Origin of the sequence: Micromonospora sp. NBS 11-29 (assembly GCF_002140155.1) — a bacterium.
Taxonomy (GTDB): Bacteria; Actinomycetota; Actinomycetes; order Mycobacteriales; family Micromonosporaceae; genus Micromonospora.
In genome coordinates this window covers 109,077-129,994 of the sequence record NZ_NAPR01000017.1, presented here as the reverse complement: position 1 = coordinate 129,994, position 20,918 = coordinate 109,077, and the positions used below count along the sequence as shown (strand labels likewise).

The following is a 20,918-nucleotide window of genomic DNA, read 5'->3' as shown; positions in this document are numbered from 1 at the left end:
ATGCTCCGCCGCTGGTCCGGCCAAGCCGTGTGGGGTCGGCCCATGCCAATCTCGAAGGGAAAGGACCGGAGATGACACCTCCGCACAACTACCTGGCGGTCATCAAGGTCGTCGGCATCGGGGGCGGCGGCGTGAACGCCGTCAACCGGATGATCGAGGTTGGGCTCAAGGGCGTCGAGTTCATCGCGATCAACACCGACGCGCAGGCGCTGCTGATGAGCGACGCCGACGTCAAGCTCGACGTCGGGCGGGAACTGACCCGGGGGCTGGGCGCCGGCGCCAACCCGGACGTTGGCAAGAACGCCGCCGAGGACCACCGCGACGAGATCGAGGAGGTGCTCAAGGGCGCCGACATGGTCTTCGTCACCTGCGGTGAGGGCGGCGGCACCGGCACCGGTGGCGCGCCCGTCGTGGCGAACATCGCCCGTAAGCTCGGCGCGCTCACCATCGGCGTGGTCACCCGGCCCTTCTCGTTCGAGGGCAAGCGCCGGCAGGTGCAGGCCGAGGCCGGCATCGAGGAGCTGCGCAACCAGTGCGACACCCTGATCGTGATCCCGAACGACCGGCTGCTCGCCCTCGGTGACCGCAACATCTCGATGATGGACGCCTTCCGCACCGCCGACCAGGTGTTGCTCTCCGGTGTCCAGGGCATCACCGACCTGATCACCACGCCGGGCCTGATCAACCTGGACTTCGCCGACGTGAAGAGCGTGATGAGCGGCGCCGGCAGCGCGCTCATGGGCATCGGCAGCGCGCGGGGCGAGAACCGCGCCGTCGAGGCGGCCGAGGCGGCCATCTCCAGCCCGCTGCTGGAGCAGAGCATGGACGGCGCGCGGGGCGTGCTGCTCTCCATCGCCGGCGGCTCGGACCTCGGCCTGTTCGAGATCAACGACGCGGCGCAGCTGGTCACCGACGCGGCCCACCCGGACGCCAACATCATCTTCGGGGCGGTCATCGACGACGCGCTCGGCGACGAGGTGCGGGTGACCGTGATCGCGGCCGGCTTCGACGGCGGCACGCCGGCGTACAAGGCGGTCGAGCCGCCGCGCAAGAGCAACCAGAACCCACCCACCCAGCCGAACACGCCGGTGAGCCCGCCCACCATGCCGGCACCCCAGCAGCCGACGCGCCGGGTGCTCTTCGACGACGTCGACGTGCCCGACTTCCTCAAGAACGGGTCCTGAGCCGCGCCGATGACGGATTCACCCCTCGCGGTGCGACCCGAGCGTCGCGCCGAACTCGCGGCCGGCCTGGCCCGGATCCGGGCCCGCATCGCCGACGCCTGCGCGGCGGCCGGTCGCGGCCGGGACGAGGTCACCCTGGTCGCGGTCACCAAGACGTATCCGGCGGCCGACGTGCTCGCGTTGGCCGGGCTCGGCGTGGCCGACGTGGGCGAGAACCGTGACCAGGAGGCGGCGCCGAAGGCGGCGGCGGTGGCCGCCGCCGGGGCCGCGCCGCGCTGGCACTTCATCGGCCAGTTGCAGCGCAACAAGGCCCGCTCGGTCATCCGGTACGCCGACGTGGTCCAGTCGGTGGACAGCGCCCGGCTGGCCGCCGCGCTGGACGCCGCGGCCTCCGGTGCCCGGGACCGGCCGTTGGACGTGCTGGTGCAGGTGAGCGTCGACGGCGACCCGGCCCGGGGTGGGGCGTTGCCGGGCGCGGCCGACCCGGAGCGGGGGCTCGATCCGGTGGCCGCGGCGGTGGCCGGCGCGCGCGGGCTGCGGTTGGCCGGCCTGATGGCGGTGGCGCCGCTGGGCTGGGAGCCGGACCGCGCGTTCGCCCGGCTGGCCGAGGTCGCGGCGCGGCTGCGGGCCGACCATCCGGGCGCGTCGCTGCTGTCGGCGGGGATGAGTGGCGACCTGGAGAGCGCCGTCGCTCATGGCGCGACACATGTCCGCGTCGGCAGCGCGTTGCTCGGCATGCGTCCCACGCTGGGGTAGCCTGACCCCGACGGAAGCAAATTACATCAGTGTTGTTCAGGACGGCGTTCCCGTAGCCGGGGGCCGTGGCGGGCGGACCGCGAACCGCTCACCAGGGGATTGCCGATCCGGTCCGGTGGGCATGATCGTCCACTCGTGATCAAGCGACACGGCACGGGGGCGCGTGCCGCATGGCGGACGGAAGGGCGCGGGGATGGGTGCACTGCGCAAGGCGGGGGTCTGGCTCGGTCTCGTCGAGGAGGACGACGAGCGGGCGTACGAGGACGGCGGCTACGACAAGAGCAGCTACCGGGACTCGCGCTACCGGTCGAGCCGGTACGCCGAGGAGTTCGCCGACGACGACGAGGAGTCCGACGAGCCGCCGACGCCCAGGAGCCGGGTCGGCGACCGTGGCCGGCTGACCGAGCGCGCCGCGAGCCGCGGGGTCGACACCGACCGGTCCGAGGCGGAGCGCCCAGAACGTCCCGAGCGCACCGAGCGCGCCGACCGGGCCAGTGTCCGGTCGATCACCCGGTCCGGCGCCGGCGAGAGCACCGGTGCGTTGGCCTACCACACCCGGGACAATCTCGCCCTCGCGCCGCAGGCCCAGCCGCGTGAGCGGGCGGTGGCCCCGGAGGACGAGCAGCGCTACCAGATCACCACGCTGCACCCGACGACCTACCGCGAGGCGCGGACCATCGGCGAGCACTTCCGGGACGGGGTGCCGGTGATCATCAACCTCACCGAGATGGACGAGGCGGACGCCCGCCGACTGGTCGACTTCGCCGCCGGGCTCGCGTTTGGCCTGCGCGGTACGATCGAGCGCGTGACCAACCGGGTGTTCCTGCTCTCACCGGCCAACGTCCAGGTCACCGCGGAGGACAAGGCCAAGATCGCTGAGGGCGGCTTTTTCAGCCTGAGCTAGCCCGCACGACCGAGGGACGTCGCCTGCCGTGTTGTCGATCCTGTTCCAGGTGCTCTACCTGCTGCTGTACTTCTTCCTGCTTGTCCTGTTGGCTCGATTCGTCCTCGGGGCGGTGCTGGCCTACGGCCGTCGCTGGCAGCCGGGACGGGGCGCATCGGCCGGACTGGAAGTCGTGTGGAGCGTCACTGATCCGCCCCTGCGAGCGTTGAGGCGTGTGATCCCACCTCTGCGAATTGGTACCGTGAGCATCGACCTGGCCTCCCTTGTGCTCCTGGTTATCCTGTTCGTGCTGATGGAGTTCGTGTTACAGCGCCTGATCCTGGCGTTCGCCTGACCAGCGCGCTTTCGCGGCCGCAACTGACCCGAGGAGTTTCGATGCCGCTGACCCCGGCCGACGTTCACAACGTCGCCTTCAAAAAGCCGCCGATCGGCAAGCGGGGGTATGACGAGGAGGAGGTCGACGCCTTCCTGGACGAGGTCGAGCGCGAGCTGGCCCGTCTGATCGAGGAGAACAACGAGCTGCGCGCCCAGGTGGAGCGCGGCGGTCGGGGTGGCGCTCCCGCCGGCCCCGGCGGCGACGCCCGCCTCGCGGCGGAGCTCAACGACGTCAAGACCCAGCTCGACCGGGTGCAGCGCGACAAGGCGGCCGCCGAGCAGGCGGCCCGGGCGATGCAGGCCGAGCTGGAGCAGGTCCGTGCCCAGGGTGGACCGGCCGGCGTGACCGGGGACGGCGAGCAGCAGGCGCTGCGGGTGCTGATGATGGCCCAGCGCACCGCCGACGACCACGTCTCCGACGCCCGGCGCGAGGCCGACAGCCTGCTCTCCGAGGCCCGTTCCAAGGCCGAGGAGGTCACCCGCGAGGCGCGGGCCAAGGCCGACGCCCTGGAGCGGGACGCCCGGCAGCGGCACCAGGAGGCCATGGGCGGCCTGGACGCCAAGCGCACCGCGCTGCAGAAGCACATCGAGGAGCTCAAGCAGTTCGAGCGGGAGTACCGCACCCGCCTCAAGGCGTACCTGGAGAGCCAGCTCCGTGACCTCGACGGTCGCGGCCAGGGCCTCGAGGTCGAGATGAACCGCTCCGAGGGCACCCGCGCCGCCGGCGGCAACAACGGCCTCGCCGCCGCCGGTCTCGCCGGCTCCTACGGCGGTGGCCGCGCCGGCTCGCTCGAGTCCGGCCGCTGATCCCTGGTCGGTGGCCGTCCCGGTGACGGCCACCGACCGCCCAGACCGACACGACGCGGCCGGGGGTGAGCTGTGATAGCCGCCAGCATCCTGCTCATCCTCGTCGCGGTCGTCCTGCTGGTGGTCGGGCTGGTCGGTGGCTCCAGCCCGCTGCTGATCGTCTCGATCGCGGCCAGCCTCCTGTCCGCCGTCGCCTTCGTCGCGTTCGCCCGCCAGGCGGCCGCCACGCGGGCCCAGGCGCACCGGGCGGCCGAGCCGCGTCCCCGGACCGCACCCACCGGCCCGTTTCCGGACGAGCCGATGAGCCCGGTCCCGCACCACACGTCCACGGCCGGTGCCGGTGGACCCGGGTGGCGGCAACCGCCCGGGTCGCCGGTGACCGAGCCGGACGACCCGCCCTTCGACGACCCGCCCCACGACGAGCGGCCCTTCGACGACCGGCCCTATGACGGCCCGCGTCACGACGACCGGCCCTTCGACGACCCGCGCTTCGACGCGGACGCGCCGGTGGCCGGCGCGTACCCGCCGGGCGGTGAGCCGTACTCGCCGCCGGCGCCGCGCGACGCCCCCGCCGCGGCGGAAGCGTCCGAGCCCACCTCGCCCGCGGCGGGTGGTCCGTTCGACGGGGAACCCTCGGCCGAGTTCCTCACCGCCGGGCAGGTCGCCCGGCTGGTGCGGCTCCCCGACGAGGTCCGGGTGGTCGACGGCCAACCCCGGTTCCACCTGCCCGACTGCCCCCACCTGGTGGGTCGGACCGACGAGTCGCTGCCGGTGGCCGAGGCGGTCGGGCTCGGGTTCACCCCCTGTGCCCACTGCGCCGCCGCCACCACCCTGCTCACCGAAGCCCGGCCGCGCTGACCATGGCGATCGCGGACACTCCGCTCACCGTCGCGGTGCGCGTGAAGCCGGGCGCGGCCCGTACCCGGGTGGGCGGCCGGTTCGACGGGCCGCTCGGCCCCGCCCTGGTCGTCGCCGTGCACCCGCCGGCGGTGGACGGCCGGGCCACCGAGGCCGCCCGGCGGGCGCTGGCCGACGCGCTCGGGGTCCGGCCGGCGGCGGTGTCGCTGCGTGCGGGCGCCGCCAGCCGGGACAAGCTCTTCCTGGTCGAGCGTCCGGCCGCCGGGCTGCCCGAGGTGCTGCGTCGGCTGCGCGACGGCAGCGTCGGATGAGGATCCGGCGGGCCGGTCGACGATGACCCCGGGGCTGAACCTCGCGCTGCTGGTGGGCGCGGCCGTCCTGCTGGTCGCGGTGGGCGCGGTGCGGTTCTCCACCCGGCTCGGCGTGCCCAGCCTGCTGGTCTACCTGGCGCTCGGGGTGCTCATCGGCGAGGCCGGGCTGGGCATCCGCTTCGACGACGTCGAGCTGACCCGGGTGCTCGGCTTCTGCGCGCTCATCGTGATCATCGCCGAGGGGGGCCTGAGCGCCCGGTGGAGCACGCTGCGGCCGGTGCTCGGGCTGGCCGCCGTGCTCTCCACCGTCGGCGTGGTGGTCAGCATCGCGGCGGTCGGCCTGGTGGTGCATTTGCTGCTGGGCCTGGACTGGCGGCTGGCGCTGCTCTACGGCGCGGTGCTCTCCTCCACCGACGCCGCGGCCGTGTTCGCCACCCTGCGCCGGTTGCGTCTGCCGCCGCGCCTGGTGGCCACGCTGGAGGCCGAGTCCGGGATGAACGACGCCCCGGTGGTCCTCCTGGTGCTGCTGCTGTCCCGGGCCGGGGTGGAGGAGGCCCACCCCTGGTGGTACGAGGTGCTGCTGCTCGGCTACGAGTTGGGTGCCGGCGCCGCGGTGGGGGTGGGCGCGGGCCTGGCCGGGCGGTACGCGCTGCGCCGCGCCGCGTTGCCGTCGGCTGGCCTCTACCCGATCGCGGTCGTCGGCTTCACCGTGCTGGCGTACGCGGCCGGGTCGGCGCTGCACGCCTCGGGCTTCCTGGCCGTCTACGTGGCCGGGGTGCTGCTCGGCAATTCCCGTCTGCCGCACCGGCAGGCGATCCTCGGCTTCGCCGACGGGTTGGCCTGGCTGGCCCAGATCGGCCTGTTCGTGCTGCTCGGTCTGCTGGTCTCGCCGGGTCGGCTCGGCGATGCGGTGCTGCCGGCGGTGATCACCGGGTTGGCCCTGTTGCTGTTCGCCCGGCCGCTGTCGGTGGCGGTCTCGGCGCTGCCGTTCCGGGTCTCCGGGCGGGAGCAGCTCTTCCTCTCCTGGGCCGGGTTGCGCGGTGCGGTGCCGATCGTGCTGGCCACCATTCCGCTCTCGCTGCGGGTGCCGGGCGCGGACCAACTCTTCGACGCGGTGTTCGTGCTGGTGGTGATCTTCACGTTGCTCCAGGCCGGCACGCTGGCCCCGGCCGCCCGCCGGCTGGGGGTGACCGCACCGGCGGAGGCGAGCGAGATCCTGCTGGAGACCGCGCCGCTGGAGCGGATGCGGGCGGACCTGCTCCAGGTGGAGGTGCCGTCGGGCTCCCGCCTGGCCGGGGTGCACGTCGACGAGCTGCGGCTGCCGGTGGGGGCCGCGGTCACGCTGGTGCTGCGGGACGGGGTCGGCTTCGTGCCCGGCCCGGACACCCGGCTCAAGGTGGGGGACAGCCTGCTCATCGTGGCCACCGCCGGGGTGCGGGACGAGGCGGAGCGCCGGCTGCGCGCGGTGAGCCGGCGGGGCCGGTTGGCCCGGTGGTTTGGGGAGTACGGGGAGGATCGCACGGGCTGATCTGCTAGCGTTCCCTTTGCCCCGATTGATGGCAGTGCGGGGCGGAATATCGGGACCACGGTGCGGCACGTTGTCGGACGCCTGTACGTTCCGTATTCTTGCCAACCTCCGGAGTGTGCGGCGGGTCGCCGTGCGCCCGTTCCGTACGCGGGGGACGCCGGCGCCGATGGCCCCTGCCCACGCACCGCTGACCGCCGCGCCCACGCGGCTGAGGGAGCTGACGATGGCGAAGCCAGCCGAGACCCGGACCGCCGGCCGTAAGCCGGTGGCGAAGGCCACCCGCAGCGCGGCGGAGACCGAGAAGATCCGGGCCGCGTTGGCGGCCCGGCGGGACGAGCTGACCGCCGAGTACGATCAGACGTTGAGCGAGATCACCGAGCTGCAGCGCGACCGGCTGACCGACTCGGCCGGGGACGACCAGGCCGACACCGGCACCAAGACGTTCGAGCGCGAGCAGGAGATCTCACTCGCCAACAGCATCAAGGAGCGGATCACGCAGGTCGAGCGCGCCCTGGAGCGCCTCGACGAGGGTGGCTACGGCTGGTGCGAGCGGTGCGGCAACCCGATCCCGGTGGAGCGGCTCGCCGCGTTCCCGTCGGCCACCCTCTGCGTGAGCTGCAAGCAGCTGGAGGAGCGGCGCTGACGTCCGTTCCCCGGCGGCCGAACGGCAGACGGTGACCGCCACCGTCGCGAGCGTCGATGGGGAGCAGATGACCGCAGCACCGCCCGCCGGGTCCGACACCACCGTCCCGGACGCCGGCACGCCCCGCCGCAGGGCGGTCGGCCTGCTGCTGGGCGTGTCCCTGGCCTCGCTCCTCGCGGACCTGGGCACGAAGCAGCTCGCGCTCGCCGAGCTGACCGGCCGGGAGCCGGTGTCGCTGCTCGGCGGCGCCGTCTACCTCACCCTCACCCGCAACAGCGGCGCCGCCTGGAGCATCGGCTCCGACCACACCTGGGTCTTCCCCCTGATCACCCTGGGCGTGATCGGGTGGATCGCCTGGATGGCGCTGCGGCTGCGCTCCCTGCCCTGGGCGGTGTCGCTGGGCCTGGTGCTGGGCGGGGCGCTGGGCAACCTCACCGACCGGATCTTCCGGGCGCCGGGGCACTTCGTCGGGCACGTGGTCGACATGATCAGCCTGTTCGACCCGTACGGTCAGGTCTGGCCGGTGTTCAACCTGGCCGACAGCTCGCTGGTCTGCGGCGTGGTGCTGGCGGTCTTCCTGGAGCTGACCGGCCGGCAGCGCGACGGCTCCCGGGCCGCCTCCGACACCGCCGGCGACGACGTCCCGGCCGACCAGAAGGAGCGCGCGTGACCACCGCGTACGCCACCGGCGGCGACCACCGGTCCCTGCCGGTCCCGGACGGGCTCGACGGCATGCGGCTGGACCAGGCCGTGTCCCGGCTGTTCGGGTTGTCCCGCACCGCCGCGGCGGCGCTGGTGGACGCCGGGGACGCGCTCGTCGACGGCGTGGTCCGGGCCAACTCGCACAAGGTGAAGGCCGGTGCCTGGCTGGAGGTCACGCTGCCCGCGCCGGCCGCCCCGCCGACCGTGATCCCGCAGGCGGTGCCCGGCCTGACCGTGGTGCATGCCGACGACGACATCGTGGTGGTCGACAAGCCGGTCGGGGTGGCGGCGCACCCGAGCCCCGGCTGGACCGGCCCGACCGTGATCGGTGGGCTGGCCGGCATCGGTCACCGGATCTCCACCAGCGGGGCCGCCGAGCGGCAGGGTGTGGTGCACCGGCTCGACGTCGGCACCACCGGGGTGATGGTGGTGGCCAAGAGCGAGCGGGCGTACACCGCGTTGAAGCGGGCCTTCAAGGTCCGCGAGGTGGAGAAGCGCTACCACGCCGTGGTGCAGGGCCACCCCGACCCGCTGCGCGGCACCATCGACGCGCCGATCGACCGGCACCCGCACCACGACTACCGGTGGGCGGTGGTTTCCGGCGGCAAGCCGAGCATCACCCACTACGACACGCTGGAGGCGTTCCCCTCGGCCAGCCTGCTCGACGTGCGGCTGGAGACCGGGCGTACGCACCAGATCCGGGTGCACCTGTCGACCCTGCGGCACCCCTGCGTGGGCGACCTGACCTACGGCGCCGACCCGACCCTGTCGGCCCGGCTCGGGCTGTCCCGGCAGTGGTTGCACGCCCGCTCGTTGAGCTTCCGGCATCCCGGCACCGGGGACGAGGTCACGTTCGTCAGCGAGTACCCGGACGACCTGGCCCGGGCGCTGGAGATCCTGCGCGACTGACCGTGACCGACGACGCCGCGCCGCCCGGCCGGTCCCGTTCCGCCGCGCTGACCTGGCTCGCCCTCGGCTGCGCGCTGGTGGTGCTGGTGGTCGCCGTCGCGCACCGGCGGGACCGGCCGGTGGGCGACCGCACGGTCGGCGAGGTGACCCGGGTGGGGGTGGCCGACGGCGCGCCGGTCCCGCCGTACCTGCGGGCGGCCGGTGACGAACTCGCCCGGCTGGACGCGCCCGACGGCTACGCCCTGGTCGCGTTCGCGGCCTACCTCGCGCCCGACCGGGTGGCGGCCGTGCTGGCCGGCGTGCCGGTCTCGGCGGTGCTCGCGCGGGTGCCGCTGCCGGACCGGCAGACCGAGATCGTCCGGATCGCCGCCCGGCGCCTGCCCGAGGACGTGACCGGCGCGATGGCGGCGGTCGCCGACCGCAAGGACCGGGAGGCGGCCGACTACCGGGCCCGGGCCATCGCCCCGGCGGCCACCGCCGATCCCGAGCTGCGCCGGGGGTACGACGACGGCGCCGCCGTCGCGTCCCGAGAGGCGGCCGGCTACCGGGCCGGGTGCGCCTGCGTCTACGCCGCCGTGGTGCGAGGGGCCCCGGACACGCTGCGTGCCCTCGCCGGCCGCCCCGGCGTGCGGGTGGTGGACCCGGCACCGGAGGTGGTCCGACTGGACCGCACCGTGTTCACCCCGCCGCTGCCGGAGCAGCGTGACGTGGCCCGGCCGCCGACCGACACCGGCCCGGTCCCGGGTAGCGGAATGGGCGATTCGTCGGAAGCCGCACCGACGGTGAGCGGACCTTCACCGGCCGGCCGCCCGCCGGTCGCCGGGTCCGGGCCACCCACCCCCACTCCCACCTCCTGAGACACCCCGCCGCGCGGTCCCGGCGCGATCGCCCCGGTGAACGGACCCGCCGGGCGATGTGCGGCGCGGGGAGTGGTCCGAATAGGGTTTCGTTCGTAGCCTGTCAGGCGGAGATCGATGGGCTGGGGGAGGGCGAATCCTTGGACGGCAGCGAGACCGGCTGGGGTCGGCAGGGTGAGCCGGCACCGCGGTGGCGGGCGCTGCTCGACCGGGCCCGGCTCGGCGGTCGCGGCGCGGAACACCCCGACGCCGACCGGCGTGCCGAGGAGCACCCGGCGCCACCCCCTGATCCGCTGCCCCGACGCGGTCAGGCCGCCGGGTGGAGCGGCCGCGCCGCCGCCGTCGGGCGTGCCGCCGACGGGTCGTACGGCACCGAGCCCGGCTACCGGGCCGAGGCCACGTTCCGGGTCGACCCCGCCTTCCGCGCCGACCCACGCTACGACGGCGAACCGGCGTACCGGGCGGAACCTGCGTACCGCGCCGACCCGGAACCGGCGTACCGCACGGACCCCGAGCCGGCCTATCGCACCGACCCCGAGCCGGCGCCGGAGGCGACCTGGCGGGCCGGGCCGTCCTACGCCCCGGAGCCCCGCGCCGAGCCGACCTGGCGCGGCGACCCGTCCTACCCCGCCGAGCCGCCGGCCGAGCCGTCCTGGCGGGCCGAACCGGCCCGGCCCGAGGCGCGTGGGCGGGCCGAGGCCCCGGTCGATCCGCGCTACTCCCTGCTCGACGGCGGCTACCGACCCGCACCGCCTCCGGCGGAGTCCCGCTACGCCCTGCTCGACCGGGGCCGCTACCGGCCGGTGACGCCGCCCGTGCCGGAGCCGGTGGTGCCCGCCCCCCGGCGGCCGGTCGAGGCCCGTGGGGGCCGGGTCGAGCCGACGCCGGCGCAGTGGCGCGCCCCGGAGCCGGACCCGGAACTGGAGCGGGCGACCGGGGTGCTCCGCCGGGAGCTGGGCACCCCCCGGGTGCTCGCGTTCGCCAATCCCAAGGGCGGGGTGCACAAGACCACCGCGACGGTGCTTGCCGCCGCCACCGTGGGCAGCGTGCGCGGGCGTGGCGTGCTCGCCTGGGACGACAACGAGCTGCGGGGCACGCTCGGCCTGCGCGCCGGCAGCGCCCGGCACGCCCGCACCATCCGGCACCTGATCCACGACCTGGCGCAGATCGAGATCCTTGACGGCAACACGCTGCTGTCCCACCTCGACGACTACCTGCGGCACGCCTCCGACGGCTCGTACGACGTGCTGGCCGGCGAGGAGAGTCCCCGCTTCGCCCAGCGACTCGACCAGTTCACCGTCAAGCGGGTGCTGGAGCTGCTGCGCCGCACCCACGACGTGATCTGCGTGGACACCGGCAACAACGTGGAGAGCCCGAACTGGCGGACCGTCATGCAGGCCGCCGACCAGCTCGTGGTGACCACCGTGCCCCGCGAGGACGCCGCGTTCAGCGCGGACTGGATGCTCGACCTGCTGCACGAGGTGGGCATGGGCGAGCTGGCCGACAACGCGGTCACGCTGATCTCCTGCCCCACCCCGGGGCGCACCTCCCTCCAGGAGGACCTGGAACGGCACTTCGCCACCCGCACCCGGGCGGTCGCCGTGGTGCCCTACGACCCGGCGCTGGAGACCGGCTCCTCGATCGAGTACCACCAGCTCCAGGCGGAGACCCGCGACGCCTGGCTCAAGGCGGCCGCGGTGATGCTGGAGCCGTTCGCGCGCTGACCGCCCACCACCGCCCCACGCCGGGCGCGGGCCTGAGAGGATCACCGGGTGAGTCCGGACACCCCTGAGCCCGAGCGGGCCGACGCGCGTCCCGGCGGGCCGACCGACCGGCCGGCGCACGACGTGTCGCCGCCCGGCAGCGCCCGGCCGGCGGCCGGGCAACCACCCACCGGAGCGGCCGGCCCGCCGGCGTCCGCCGGCACCCCGTTCCCGGCGCCCGGCGCGGACCCGCTCGTCGCTCCGGTCGCGGACCCGCTCGTCGCCCCGGTCGTGAATCCGTTCGCCGCGCCGGTCGTGGATCCGATTGCCGCGCCGGTCGTGGACCCGCTCGCCGCGGCCGGNCGAACCCGTCCGCCGCGAACCCGTCCGCCGCGAACCCGTCCGCCGCGAACCCGTCGGCCGCCGCGGGGGCGGCTCCGCTTGCCCCGGCGGGCGTGGGGGCGCTCGCCGCGCCCGGGGTGAACCCGCGCGCGGGCGGGATGTTCGGGGTCGCGCTTCCCGGGCGGCGCGCGGTCGGCCGGGCGGTGGCGACCGCGCTGGGCCTGGCGGCGCTGCTCAGCGTGCTCGGCGCGCCGTTGGGGCTGGTCTGGGCCTGGGCAGCGCCGGCCACGCCGGTGCGGCAGACGCCGGACGGTGCGGTCTACGCCGTTCCGCAGCCGGAGCAGCCGATCGCGGCCGACGGCTGGTTCAGCCTCCTCACGCTCGGCTTCGGGGTGCTCGCCGCCGTCGCCCTGTGGCTGCTGCTGCGTCGCCGGCGCGGCCCCGGGGGCCTGCTCGCGGTGACGCTGGGCGGCCTCGGCGCGGCCGTGGTGGCCTGGCAGGTCGGCCGCCGGATCGGGCTGGCCACGTTCCAGCGGCTGTTGGACACCGCCCCGCCGGGAGCGGCGTTCACCAAGCCCGCCGACCTGCGCGCCGGCGGCCTCGACTGGTACGGCCCGCTGCCCGTGCCGCACGGCAACCTGCTGCTCGCGGCGTTCGGCGCGGCCGTCACGTACACGCTGCTGGCCGGCTGGTCGCGGTGGCCGTCGCTGCGCCCGGAGCCGGAGCCCGGCGCCGCCTGGCCGCCTCCGCCGGGCACGGGCGGCGGCGCCTGGCCGTCCCTGCCCTCCAGCGGCGGCGAGTGGACCGCGCCGGGCTCCGCCGAGGTCTGGCCGTCTCCGTCGGTTTCCGGCGGGGACGGGCCGGCCGCGCCGGACCCCGGTGGCGCCTCGCCGCCCCCGCCGGCCGCCGGCGGCGACGAGCCGCCCGGGATCAGTTCGGCGCCGGGAGACCGGCCAGCTCGCTGAGCGGCACCGGCACCGCCCGGACCTGACGCAGCAGCGCCGTCTCGCGGTTGAGCAGGCGCAGCTCGGCGCGGAGCCGGCCGGGGGTGTCGTCGATGGCGAGCAACTGCTGCCGGTCGGCGACGGTCAGCGCGGCGGTCGCGGCGACCAGGTGCGACAGCACGGTCGGATCCTCCGGTAGCTGCTCGGAGATCTCCTCCTGGTCCGGCCGGATCAGGCCGAGGTAGTGCCGGAACACCGCGATCACCCGGGCCGCCAGCGCGTCGGCGACCTCGTCCGCGCCGGCCGGCTCGGGCAGCCACTCCACCTCGGCGGTCAGGTAGGGCTCGGCGGCATCGTCGACGTCGACCACGCGGAACCGTCGCCGGCCCACCGTGACGATGTCGAACCCGCCCTCGGCCAGCTCGGTCACCTGCCGCAGCTCGGCGGTGCAGCCGACCTCGTGCAGGGTGACCTCGCCGCCGGCCAGCCCGGAGCGCCCCGGCGGCCCGGTCGGCGCGACCTCCCAGCCGGCCCGGATCGCCACCACGCCGAACTCGCGGGGTGCGCCCTCGGGGAGCCCGACCAGGTGACGCACCAGATCTCGGTAGCGTTCCTCGAAGATGTGCAGCGGAAGGACCAGCCCGGGGAAGAGGACGGTCCCGAGCGGGAACACCGGCAGCCGTGCGCTCACGTGATCGAGCGTATCTCCATCGCGCCCGGTCGGCGTGTCCCGGCTCACCGTCCCGGCGTGCGGGCGGCCCCGGCCGGTCCGCCCGGCGGCGGCCTAGACTCGCAGGCGTGCTGACTCGGATCGACCTGCGCGGCGGGGCACGCGACCCGCGCCGCCTGCTGCCCCGTGCCCAGCTCGACGTCTCCGTGGCGGTCGAGCGCATCCGTGGCCTCGTCGAGGCGGTCCGGGAGCATGGGTACCCGGCGATCCGGGAGGCCAGCGAGCGGTTCGACGGAGTCTCGCCGGAGCGCCTGCGGGTGCCGGTCGAGGTGATCCGCGCCGCCGAGGACGAGCTGGACCCGCAGGTCCGCGCCGCGCTGCTGGAGTCGATCAGTCGGGCCCGCCGGGTCCACGCCGACCAGCGCCGCACCGACCACACCACTCAGGTGGTGCCCGGCGGCACGGTGACCGAGCGCTGGGTCCCGGTCGACCGGGTCGGCCTCTACGTGCCCGGCGGCCTGGCCATGTACCCGTCGACCGTGGTGATGAACGTCGTCCCCGCCCAGGCGGCCGGGGTCCGCTCGCTGGTGGTGGCGAGCCCGCCGCAGAAGGACAACGACGGCCTGCCCGACCGCCGGGTCCTCGCCGCCTGCGCGCTTCTCGGCGTCGACGAGGTGTACGCCGTCGGCGGCGCCCAGGCGGTGGCGATGCTGGCGTACGGCGCGACCGTCGACCCGGCCGGCGACGAGCGGTGCGACCCGGTCGACATGATCACCGGGCCGGGCAACATCTGGGTCACCGCGGCCAAGCGGCTGCTGCGCGGCGTGGTCGGCATCGACGCCGAGGCCGGCCCGACCGAGATCGCCGTCCTGGCCGACCACACCGCCGACCCGGCGCACGTCGCCGCCGACCTGATCAGCCAGGCCGAGCACGACCCGCTCGCGGCGAGCGTGCTGGTCACCCCGTCGATCGAGCTGGCCGACGCGGTCGACGCCGAGCTGGCCCGGCAGGTGCCGGCCGCCAAGCACGCCGAGCGGATCGGCACCGCGCTGCGCGGCGAGCAGAGCGGGGTGGTCCTCGTCGACGACCTGGCGGCGGGCCTGCGGGTGGTGGACGCGTACGCGGCCGAGCACCTGGAGATCCAGACCGAAAACGCCCGCGAGTGGGCGCTGCGGGTACGCAACGCCGGGGCGATCTTCGTGGGCGCCTGGTCGCCGGTGTCGCTCGGGGACTACTGCGCCGGCTCCAACCACGTGCTGCCCACCGGTGGCTGCGCCCGGCACTCGTCCGGGCTGTCCGTGCAGTCCTTCCTGCGCGGCGTCCACCTGGTCGAATACACCCAGGAGGCGCTGCGCGAGGTGGCCCCGCACATGGTCACGCTGGCCGGCGTGGAGGACCTGCCGGCGCACGGCCAGGCGGTCAGCGTCCGGTTCCCCGGCGGTGGTGGCGCGTGACCACCCTCGACGACCTGCCGATCCGCGACGACCTGCGGGGACGCAGCCCGTACGGCGCACCGCAGCTCGACGTGGCGGTGCGGTTGAACACCAACGAGAACTCCTACCCGGTGCCGGAGCCGGTGGTCGAGGCGATCGGCAAGGCCGTCACGGCCGAGTTGCGTGACCTCAACCGCTACCCGGACCGGGACGCCGTGGCGCTGCGCGCCGACCTGGCCGCCTACCTGGGGCACGGGCTCACCGTCGACCACGTGTGGGCGGCCAACGGCTCCAACGAGATCCAGCAGCAGCTCCTCCAGGCGTTCGGCGGTCCGGGGCGCACCGCGCTCGGCTTCACCCCGGCGTACTCCATGCACCCGCTGCTGGCGCTCGGCACCGGCACCGGCTGGGTCCCGGGCGTCCGGGGCGCCGACTTCGGCCTCACCGCCGCCGACGCGGTCGCCCAGGTGCGGGCGCACCGGCCGGACGTGGTCTTCCTCTGCTCACCGAACAACCCGACCGGCACCGCGCTCGACCCGGCCGTGGTCGCCGCCGTGCTCGACGAGGCACCCGGGATGGTGGTGGTGGACGAGGCGTACGCCGAGTTCGCCCGGCCCGGCACCCGCAGCGCGCTCGCCGTGCTGCCCGGCCACCCGCGGCTAGTGGTGACCCGCACCATGAGCAAGGCGTTCGGGTTCGCCGGCGGCCGGCTGGGCTACCTGGCCGCCGACCCGGCGGTGGTGGCGGCGGTGCAGCTCGTCCGCCTGCCCTACCACCTCTCCGCGCTCACCCAGGCCGCCGCCCGCGCGGCGCTGGCCCACCGGGACGCGCTGCTCGGCACCGTCGCCGCGATCATGGAGCAGCGCGACCGGATCGTCGCCGAGCTGCGCACCCGAGGGCACCGGGTGGCCGACAGCGACGCGAACTTCGTGCTCTTCGCCGTCGAGGGGGACCAGGGCGACGCCTGGCGTACCCTGCTCGACGCCGGGGTGCTGGTCCGCGACGTCGGCCTGCCCGGCTGGCTGCGGGTGACCGCCGGTACGCCGGCCGAGACCGATGCCTTCCTCACCGCAATGGAGCAGTTGTCATGAGCCGCACCGCCCGGATCGAGCGGGTCACCAACGAGACCAAGGTGCTGGTCGAGATCGACCTCGACGGCACCGGCAAGGCCGACATCTCCACCGGCGTCGGCTTCTACGACCACATGCTGAACCAGATCGCCCGGCACGGCGGCTTCGACCTGACCGTGCACACCGTCGGCGACCTGGAGATCGACGCGCACCACACGATGGAGGACACCGCGCTCGCGCTGGGCGCGGCGTTCGACCGGGCGCTGGGCGACAAGGCCGGCATCCGACGGTACGGCTCGGCCACCGTCCCGATGGACGAGGTGCTGGTGCGGGCCGCCGTCGACCTCTCCGGCCGGCCCTATGTGGTGCACGACGAGCCGGCGCTGTCCCCGTACATCGGGCCGGTCTATCCGACCAGCATGACCCGGCACATCTGGGAGTCCTTCGGCCAGTCGGCCCGGGTCACGCTGCACGTCGACGTGCTGCGGGCGGCCCGGCCGGGCGGCCACCCGGACGCGCACCATGTGGTCGAGGCCCAGTTCAAGGCGGTCTCCCGCGCGCTGCGCGAGGCCACCGCGATCGACCCGCGCAACGCCGGCGTGGTGCCGTCCACGAAGGGCGCTCTCTAATGAGCGCGAGGAACGCAGCGCAGCGGAGTCCCGCAGTCGCGAATGAAGGGCGGCTCTNATGAGCGCGAGGAACGCAGCGCAGCGGAGTCCCGCAGTCGCGATTGAAGGGCGGCACCGCTCATGAAGGTGTTGCCGACGCTGCTGCTGCTCCTGGGCGGGGTGCTGGTCGGCGGGGCGTGGTCGCTGCACAAGCAGGGCGCCGCCCGCGCTGCCGTGGTGGTCACCGGTCTGCTGGCCCTGCTGGCCACCGCCGGTGGTGTGCTCTGGCTGCTGCCGGGGGAGAGCTGATGTCCCGGCGGGTGGTGGTGCTCGACTACGGTTCGGGCAACCTGCGGTCGGCCGAGCGCGCGCTGGAGCGGGCCGGCGCCGAGGTGACGGTGACCGCCGACCTGGCCGCCGTCGCGGCCGCGGACGGCCTGGTGGTGCCGGGCGTCGGCGCGTTCGCCGCGTGCATGGCCGGGATCGAGGAGTCGGGCGCCGGCCCGGTCATCGCCGAGCGGGTCGCCGCCGGTCGGCCGGTGCTCGGCATCTGCGTGGGCATGCAGGTGCTCTTCGGCCACGGCGAGGAGCACGGCGTGGTCACCAAGGGGCTCGGGCTGCTGCCCGACGGGGTGACCCGGCTGCCCGCGCCGCGGCTGCCGCACATGGGCTGGAACACCGTGCACGCCCCGGACGGCTCGGTGCTCTTCGCCGGCCTGCCGGCCGACGCCCGGTTCTACTTCGTCCACTCCTACGGGGTCACCGATCCCGGGGCGCTGGCCGCCGCCGGGGCGTCCGTGACCACCGCGCACCACGGCGGGGACTTCGTCGCCGCGGTGGAGCGGGGCGCGCTGTCGGCCGCCCAGTTCCACCCGGAGAAGTCGGCCGAGACCGGCGCGGCGCTCCTGCGCAACTGGCTCGGCACACTTGAGTAAGGAGCGGGCCCGCCGCCGGGCGGTCCGTGAGGCCGAGCAGGAGCGGGAGCGTGCCGCGCGTACCCGCCGGGTGGCCCGCCGCCAGCGGCGCCGAGCCTGGGTACGCCGGTTGACGCCGCGGTTGCGGCGGGGTCGCACCGGTCGGCTCAGCCGGCGCAGTCGCGGCGAGCGGGCGGCGATCGTGCTGCTCACCGCCGTCGCGGTGGCCGGCATCTGGTATCTCGTCGACGACCTCGCGCTGCGTCTGGCGTTGGTCGTGTTGTTGCTGCTGGTCCTGCCGGCGATCGTGGTGATCGCGCTGGGCCGTCGTTGAGGATTGCGAGGAGAGAAGCTTGAGCCTCACCCTGTTGCCCGCCGTGGACGTCGCCGACGGCCAGGCCGTCCGGCTCGTGCAGGGCGCCGCCGGCAGTGAGACCGCGTACGGCGACCCGTTGGAGGCGGCCCTGGCCTGGCAGTCCGACGGCGCCGAGTGGATCCACCTGGTCGACCTGGACGCCGCGTTCGGGCGGGGCTCGAACGCCGAGCTGCTCGCCGAGGTGGTCGGCAAGCTCGACGTCAAGGTGGAGTTGTCCGGCGGCATCCGCGACGACGAGTCGCTGCGGGCGGCGCTGGGCACCGGGGCGGCCCGGGTCAACATCGGCACCGCCGCGCTGGAGGACCCCGAGTGGTGCGACCGGATCTGCGGCGAGTACGGCGACCGGGTGGCGATCGGGCTGGACGTGCGCGGCCGTACCCTGTCGGCGCGTGGCTGGACCCGCGACGGCGGTGACCTCTACGAGGTGCTGGCCCGGTTGGACGCCGCGGGCGCGGCCCGGTACGTCGTCACGGACATCACCAAGGACGGCACGATGCGCGGGCCCAACCTGGACCTGCTGCGCGAGGTGTGTGCCCGCACCGACGCCCCGGTGATCGCCTCCGGTGGCGTCTCCGCGCTGGACGACCTGCGGGCGCTGGCCACGCTGGAGCCGGTCGGGGTGGAGGGCGTGATCGCCGGTAAGGCGCTCTACGCCGGCGCGTTCACCGTCGCGGAGGCGCTCGCCACGTTGCGGGCCGGCGCGTGACCGTCGCGGTGGGCGAGCCGCCGGCGGACGACGCGGTGGTGACCCGGCTCGGTTCGGGCGGCCCCTGGGAGTCGGTCTACGGCTACTCGCGGGTGGTCCGGGCCGGCGCCCTGGCGATCACCGCCGGTTGCACGTCCACCGTGGACGGGCGGGTGGCCCACGCGGGGGACGCGGCGGCGCAGACCGCACAGGCGATCCGGATCGGCCTGGACGCGCTGGCCGAGGTGGGCGCCCACCCGACCGACGTGGTGCGCACCCGGATGTACGTGACCGACCGGCTCTACGTCGACGAGGTGGGCCGGGCGCACAATGCCGTGTTCGGCGCGGTGCGCCCGGTCGCGACCATGGTGGTGGTGGCCGGCCTGGTCGACCCGGAGCACCTGGTCGAGATCGAGCTGGAGGCGTACCTCCCCACCCCCTGACCACTCCCACCCCGCCTGCCCCCGTTGATCATGAAGTTGACGGTGCCGGATGTCCGGATCGTTGCCGCCAACTTCATGATCGACGGCCACCGGCGGGGTGCGGGGCGATGAGTTGTGCACAATTGGGTTGGGCGCTATGGTTTTGTGGGTGAGTGATGATCTGGTGCTGCGTCGGCAGGTGTGCTTCGCCCTCTACGCGGCGTCGCGTGCCCTGACCGACGTCTACCGGCCCATCCTCGACGAGCACGGCCTGACCTACCCGCAGTATCTGGTGCTGCTGGTGCTCTGGGAACGCGGGGACGAGGCTCCCACGGTCTCCGCGCTCGGCGCGCGGCTGCGGCTCGACTCCGGCACGCTCTCCCCGCTGCTCAAGCGGTTGGAGGCAGCCGGCCTGGTGGCGCGTAGCCGCTCGGCTGCCGACGAGCGCCGGGTCGAGGTGCGCCTCACCGCCCGGGGTCGGGCCCTGCGGGAGCGGATGGACGAGGTGCCGATGCGGGTGGCCGTGGCCACCGGTCTCACCGAGGCCGAACTGGTCGCCCTGCGCGACACCCTGACCCGGGTCACCGAGACGATCCACCGACAGAAGGAGCAGTGACATGCAGGTGCTCTACACCGCGTCCGCCCGGGCCACCGGCGACGGTCGCGACGGCCACGTCCGCACCTCCGACGGCACCGTCGAGCTGGACCTCGCCGTGCCGAAGGAGATGGGTGGTGCCGGCGGCGCGGCCAACCCGGAGCAGCTCTTCGCCGCCGGCTACGCGGCCTGCTTCCACTCCGCGCTGCGCGCGGTCGCCCGCCGGACCAAGGCGGACGTCTCCGGCTCGGTGGTCGAGGCCGAGGTGGGCATCGGCCCGAACGGCAGCGGTGGCTTCGGCCTGACCGTCACGCTGGTGGTGGACCTGCCCGCCGTCGAGCGCTCGGCCGCCGAGCAACTGGTCGACGCGGCCCACCAGGTCTGCCCCTACTCGAACGCGACCCGGGGCAACATCGAGGTCACCCTGACCGTCCGGGAAACCCGATGAGCGGCGCCAACCGGGAGGTCCACCTGGCCTCCCGCCCGCAGGGCTGGCCGACCGCCGACAACTTCCGGCTGGTCACCACCGAGGTGCCGACGCCGGGGCCGGGTCAGCTCGTGGTCCGCAACCAGTTCATGTCGGTCGACCCGTACATGCGCGGGCGGATGAACGACGTCAAGTCGTACGCGCCACCGTTCGCCCTGGACGTCCCGCTCGACGGCGGCGCGGTCGGTGAGGTGGTGGCCGGCGAGGGCGGGGGCGTCTCGCCCGGCGACATCGTCCTGCACGGGCTCGGCTGGCGCGAGTACGCGCTCGTGGACGCCACGGCCGTGCGTAAGGTCGACCCGGGTCTCGCCCCGGTCAGCGCCTACCTGGGCGTACTCGGCATGCCCGGCCTGACCGCGTACGCCGGGCTGCTCGACGTGGCCGCCTTCAAGCCGGGCGAGACGGTCTTCGTCTCCGGCGCGGCCGGCGCGGTGGGCAGCGTGGTGGGGCAGATCGCGAAGCTGCGCGGCGCCGGCCGGGTGATCGGCAGCGCCGGCTCCCGGGCGAAGGTCGAGCGGCTCACCGCGCTCGGGCTCGACGCCGCCTTCGACTACCACGACGCGCCGGTGTACGAGCAGCTCAAGGCCGCCGCCCCGGACGGCGTCGACGTGTACTTCGACAACGTCGGCGGTGACCACCTGGAGGCCGCGATCGGGGCGATGAACCTGCACGGCCGGGCCGCCATCTGCGGCATGATCGGCCAGTACAACGCCACCGAGCCGCCGGCCGCCCCGCGCAACCTGGCGATGGTGATCGGCAAGCGGCTGACGCTGCGCGGCTTCCTCGTCAGCGACCACGAGCACCTGCGCCAGCAGTTCGTCCAGGAGGTGGCCGG

The 20,918-nt window shown here is 74.8% G+C and carries 26 protein-coding genes; 25 read left to right on the top strand and 1 reads right to left on the bottom strand.

The annotated features are described in order from the left end of the window. Positions 1–71 precede the first annotated feature (71 nt). The 14 genes from ftsZ to B1205_RS32040 all read left to right on the top strand — a co-directional run bounded on the left by ftsZ (position 72) and on the right by B1205_RS32040 (position 12,844). On the top strand, positions 72–1,184 hold the full coding sequence (gene ftsZ / locus B1205_RS21275) for a cell division protein FtsZ (protein ID WP_089157219.1): 1,113 nt from the start codon (positions 72–74) through the stop codon (positions 1,182–1,184). A 9-nt stretch (positions 1,185–1,193) separates the two neighbouring features. Then, positions 1,194–1,940, top strand: coding sequence for a YggS family pyridoxal phosphate-dependent enzyme (locus tag B1205_RS21270; RefSeq protein ID WP_089157218.1), 747 nt, complete (start codon positions 1,194–1,196; stop codon positions 1,938–1,940). Positions 1,941–2,133: 193 nt separating this feature from the next. Further along, positions 2,134–2,844, top strand: coding sequence for a cell division protein SepF (locus B1205_RS21265; protein ID WP_089157217.1), 711 nt, complete (start codon positions 2,134–2,136; stop codon positions 2,842–2,844). 28 nt (positions 2,845–2,872) lie between these two features. After that, positions 2,873–3,178 (top strand): YggT family protein, encoded by a 306-nt coding sequence (locus B1205_RS21260; RefSeq protein WP_089157216.1) that lies wholly within the window; start codon positions 2,873–2,875, stop codon positions 3,176–3,178. 41 nt (positions 3,179–3,219) lie between these two features. Continuing rightward, on the top strand, positions 3,220–4,026 hold the full coding sequence (locus tag B1205_RS21255) for a DivIVA domain-containing protein (protein WP_089157215.1): 807 nt from the start codon (positions 3,220–3,222) through the stop codon (positions 4,024–4,026). A gap of 72 nt (positions 4,027–4,098) precedes the next feature. Next, positions 4,099–4,884 (top strand): hypothetical protein, encoded by a 786-nt coding sequence (locus tag B1205_RS21250; protein WP_089157214.1) that lies wholly within the window; start codon positions 4,099–4,101, stop codon positions 4,882–4,884. A gap of 2 nt (positions 4,885–4,886) precedes the next feature. After that, positions 4,887–5,195 carry a DUF167 domain-containing protein gene (locus tag B1205_RS21245; RefSeq protein ID WP_089157213.1) on the top strand — a complete coding sequence of 103 codons (309 nt, stop codon included), beginning with the start codon at positions 4,887–4,889 and terminating at the stop codon, positions 5,193–5,195. Between the two features lie 22 nt (positions 5,196–5,217). Continuing rightward, positions 5,218–6,723, top strand: coding sequence for a potassium/proton antiporter (locus B1205_RS21240; RefSeq protein ID WP_089157212.1), 1,506 nt, complete (start codon positions 5,218–5,220; stop codon positions 6,721–6,723). A gap of 223 nt (positions 6,724–6,946) precedes the next feature. Then, positions 6,947–7,366, top strand: a complete 420-nt coding sequence (locus tag B1205_RS21235; RefSeq protein ID WP_089157211.1) for a TraR/DksA family transcriptional regulator — start codon at positions 6,947–6,949, stop codon at positions 7,364–7,366. A gap of 67 nt (positions 7,367–7,433) precedes the next feature. Continuing rightward, entirely contained in the window at positions 7,434–8,036 is a 603-nt protein-coding gene (gene lspA, locus B1205_RS21230; RefSeq protein ID WP_089157371.1) for a signal peptidase II, read from the top strand. Further along, on the top strand, positions 8,033–8,977 hold the full coding sequence (locus B1205_RS21225) for an RluA family pseudouridine synthase (protein WP_089157210.1): 945 nt from the start codon (positions 8,033–8,035) through the stop codon (positions 8,975–8,977). Before lspA ends, B1205_RS21225 begins: the two co-directional genes overlap by 4 nt. A 2-nt stretch (positions 8,978–8,979) precedes the next feature. Then, entirely contained in the window at positions 8,980–9,834 is an 855-nt protein-coding gene (locus tag B1205_RS21220) for a hypothetical protein (RefSeq protein ID WP_089157209.1), read from the top strand. 140 nt (positions 9,835–9,974) lie between these two features. After that, positions 9,975–11,558: a MinD/ParA family ATP-binding protein gene (locus B1205_RS21215; protein ID WP_089157208.1), complete on the top strand. Its 1,584-nt coding sequence runs from the start codon at positions 9,975–9,977 to the stop codon at positions 11,556–11,558. 434 nt (positions 11,559–11,992) lie between these two features. Further along, complete coding sequence (locus tag B1205_RS32040; protein ID WP_254910106.1) at positions 11,993–12,844, top strand: DUF2567 domain-containing protein; 852 nt, start codon at positions 11,993–11,995, stop codon at positions 12,842–12,844. Here the strand turns inward: B1205_RS32040 and B1205_RS21200 are convergent. Continuing rightward, complete coding sequence (locus B1205_RS21200) at positions 12,810–13,514, bottom strand: LON peptidase substrate-binding domain-containing protein (protein ID WP_089157206.1); 705 nt, start codon at positions 13,512–13,514, stop codon at positions 12,810–12,812. The two genes, B1205_RS32040 and B1205_RS21200, sit on opposite strands and share 35 nt — an antisense overlap. Before the next feature lie 107 nt (positions 13,515–13,621). Between B1205_RS21200 and hisD the strand changes: the two genes are divergently transcribed. The 11 genes from hisD to B1205_RS21150 all read left to right on the top strand — a co-directional run. Then, a complete protein-coding gene (gene hisD, locus B1205_RS21195; RefSeq protein ID WP_089157205.1) occupies positions 13,622–14,947 on the top strand; it encodes a histidinol dehydrogenase in 1,326 nt (441 codons plus the stop codon). Beyond that, entirely contained in the window at positions 14,944–16,017 is a 1,074-nt protein-coding gene (locus B1205_RS21190; protein WP_089157204.1) for a histidinol-phosphate transaminase, read from the top strand. The genes hisD and B1205_RS21190 overlap by 4 nt, the downstream gene beginning before the upstream one ends. After that, on the top strand, positions 16,014–16,625 hold the full coding sequence (gene hisB, locus B1205_RS21185) for an imidazoleglycerol-phosphate dehydratase HisB (RefSeq protein WP_089157203.1): 612 nt from the start codon (positions 16,014–16,016) through the stop codon (positions 16,623–16,625). Before B1205_RS21190 ends, hisB begins: the two co-directional genes overlap by 4 nt. 120 nt (positions 16,626–16,745) lie before the next feature. Continuing rightward, a complete protein-coding gene (locus tag B1205_RS29950; protein ID WP_176308718.1) occupies positions 16,746–16,913 on the top strand; it encodes a hypothetical protein in 168 nt (55 codons plus the stop codon). Further along, positions 16,913–17,539 carry an imidazole glycerol phosphate synthase subunit HisH gene (hisH, locus tag B1205_RS21180; RefSeq protein ID WP_089157202.1) on the top strand — a complete coding sequence of 209 codons (627 nt, stop codon included), beginning with the start codon at positions 16,913–16,915 and terminating at the stop codon, positions 17,537–17,539. Before B1205_RS29950 ends, hisH begins: the two co-directional genes overlap by 1 nt. Then, positions 17,532–17,852, top strand: coding sequence for a hypothetical protein (locus B1205_RS21175; RefSeq protein ID WP_089157201.1), 321 nt, complete (start codon positions 17,532–17,534; stop codon positions 17,850–17,852). Before hisH ends, B1205_RS21175 begins: the two co-directional genes overlap by 8 nt. Positions 17,853–17,871: 19 nt before the next feature. Continuing rightward, positions 17,872–18,600: a bifunctional 1-(5-phosphoribosyl)-5-((5-phosphoribosylamino)methylideneamino)imidazole-4-carboxamide isomerase/phosphoribosylanthranilate isomerase PriA gene (gene priA / locus B1205_RS21170; protein WP_089157200.1), complete on the top strand. Its 729-nt coding sequence runs from the start codon at positions 17,872–17,874 to the stop codon at positions 18,598–18,600. Beyond that, positions 18,597–19,022, top strand: coding sequence for a RidA family protein (locus B1205_RS21165; protein ID WP_089157199.1), 426 nt, complete (start codon positions 18,597–18,599; stop codon positions 19,020–19,022). The genes priA and B1205_RS21165 overlap by 4 nt, the downstream gene beginning before the upstream one ends. A 148-nt stretch (positions 19,023–19,170) precedes the next feature. Next, entirely contained in the window at positions 19,171–19,617 is a 447-nt protein-coding gene (locus B1205_RS21160) for a MarR family winged helix-turn-helix transcriptional regulator (protein WP_089157370.1), read from the top strand. 1 nt (position 19,618) lies between these two features. Further along, positions 19,619–20,044, top strand: a complete 426-nt coding sequence (locus tag B1205_RS21155; RefSeq protein WP_089157198.1) for an organic hydroperoxide resistance protein — start codon at positions 19,619–19,621, stop codon at positions 20,042–20,044. Beyond that, positions 20,041–20,918 (top strand): NADP-dependent oxidoreductase (locus tag B1205_RS21150; protein WP_089157369.1); only part of this gene is annotated, 878 nt, incomplete at its 3' end. The genes B1205_RS21155 and B1205_RS21150, both read left to right, overlap by 4 nt.

Excerpts from the sequence above, each read along its gene's own strand:
- ftsZ (WP_089157219.1), top strand. The coding sequence starts at position 72 with ATGACACCTCCGCACAACTACCTGGCGGTCATCAAGGTCGTCGGCATC.
- B1205_RS21270 (WP_089157218.1), top strand. The coding sequence starts at position 1,194 with ATGACGGATTCACCCCTCGCGGTGCGACCCGAGCGTCGCGCCGAACTC.
- B1205_RS21265 (WP_089157217.1), top strand. The coding sequence starts at position 2,134 with ATGGGTGCACTGCGCAAGGCGGGGGTCTGGCTCGGTCTCGTCGAGGAG.
- B1205_RS21255 (WP_089157215.1), top strand. The coding sequence starts at position 3,220 with ATGCCGCTGACCCCGGCCGACGTTCACAACGTCGCCTTCAAAAAGCCG.
- B1205_RS21245 (WP_089157213.1), top strand. The coding sequence starts at position 4,887 with ATGGCGATCGCGGACACTCCGCTCACCGTCGCGGTGCGCGTGAAGCCG.
- B1205_RS21240 (WP_089157212.1), top strand. The coding sequence starts at position 5,218 with ATGACCCCGGGGCTGAACCTCGCGCTGCTGGTGGGCGCGGCCGTCCTG.
- B1205_RS21235 (WP_089157211.1), top strand. The coding sequence starts at position 6,947 with ATGGCGAAGCCAGCCGAGACCCGGACCGCCGGCCGTAAGCCGGTGGCG.
- lspA (WP_089157371.1), top strand. The coding sequence starts at position 7,434 with ATGACCGCAGCACCGCCCGCCGGGTCCGACACCACCGTCCCGGACGCC.
- hisB (WP_089157203.1), top strand. The coding sequence starts at position 16,014 with ATGAGCCGCACCGCCCGGATCGAGCGGGTCACCAACGAGACCAAGGTG.
- B1205_RS29950 (WP_176308718.1), top strand. The coding sequence starts at position 16,746 with ATGAAGGTGTTGCCGACGCTGCTGCTGCTCCTGGGCGGGGTGCTGGTC.
- hisH (WP_089157202.1), top strand. The coding sequence starts at position 16,913 with ATGTCCCGGCGGGTGGTGGTGCTCGACTACGGTTCGGGCAACCTGCGG.
- B1205_RS21155 (WP_089157198.1), top strand. The coding sequence starts at position 19,619 with ATGCAGGTGCTCTACACCGCGTCCGCCCGGGCCACCGGCGACGGTCGC.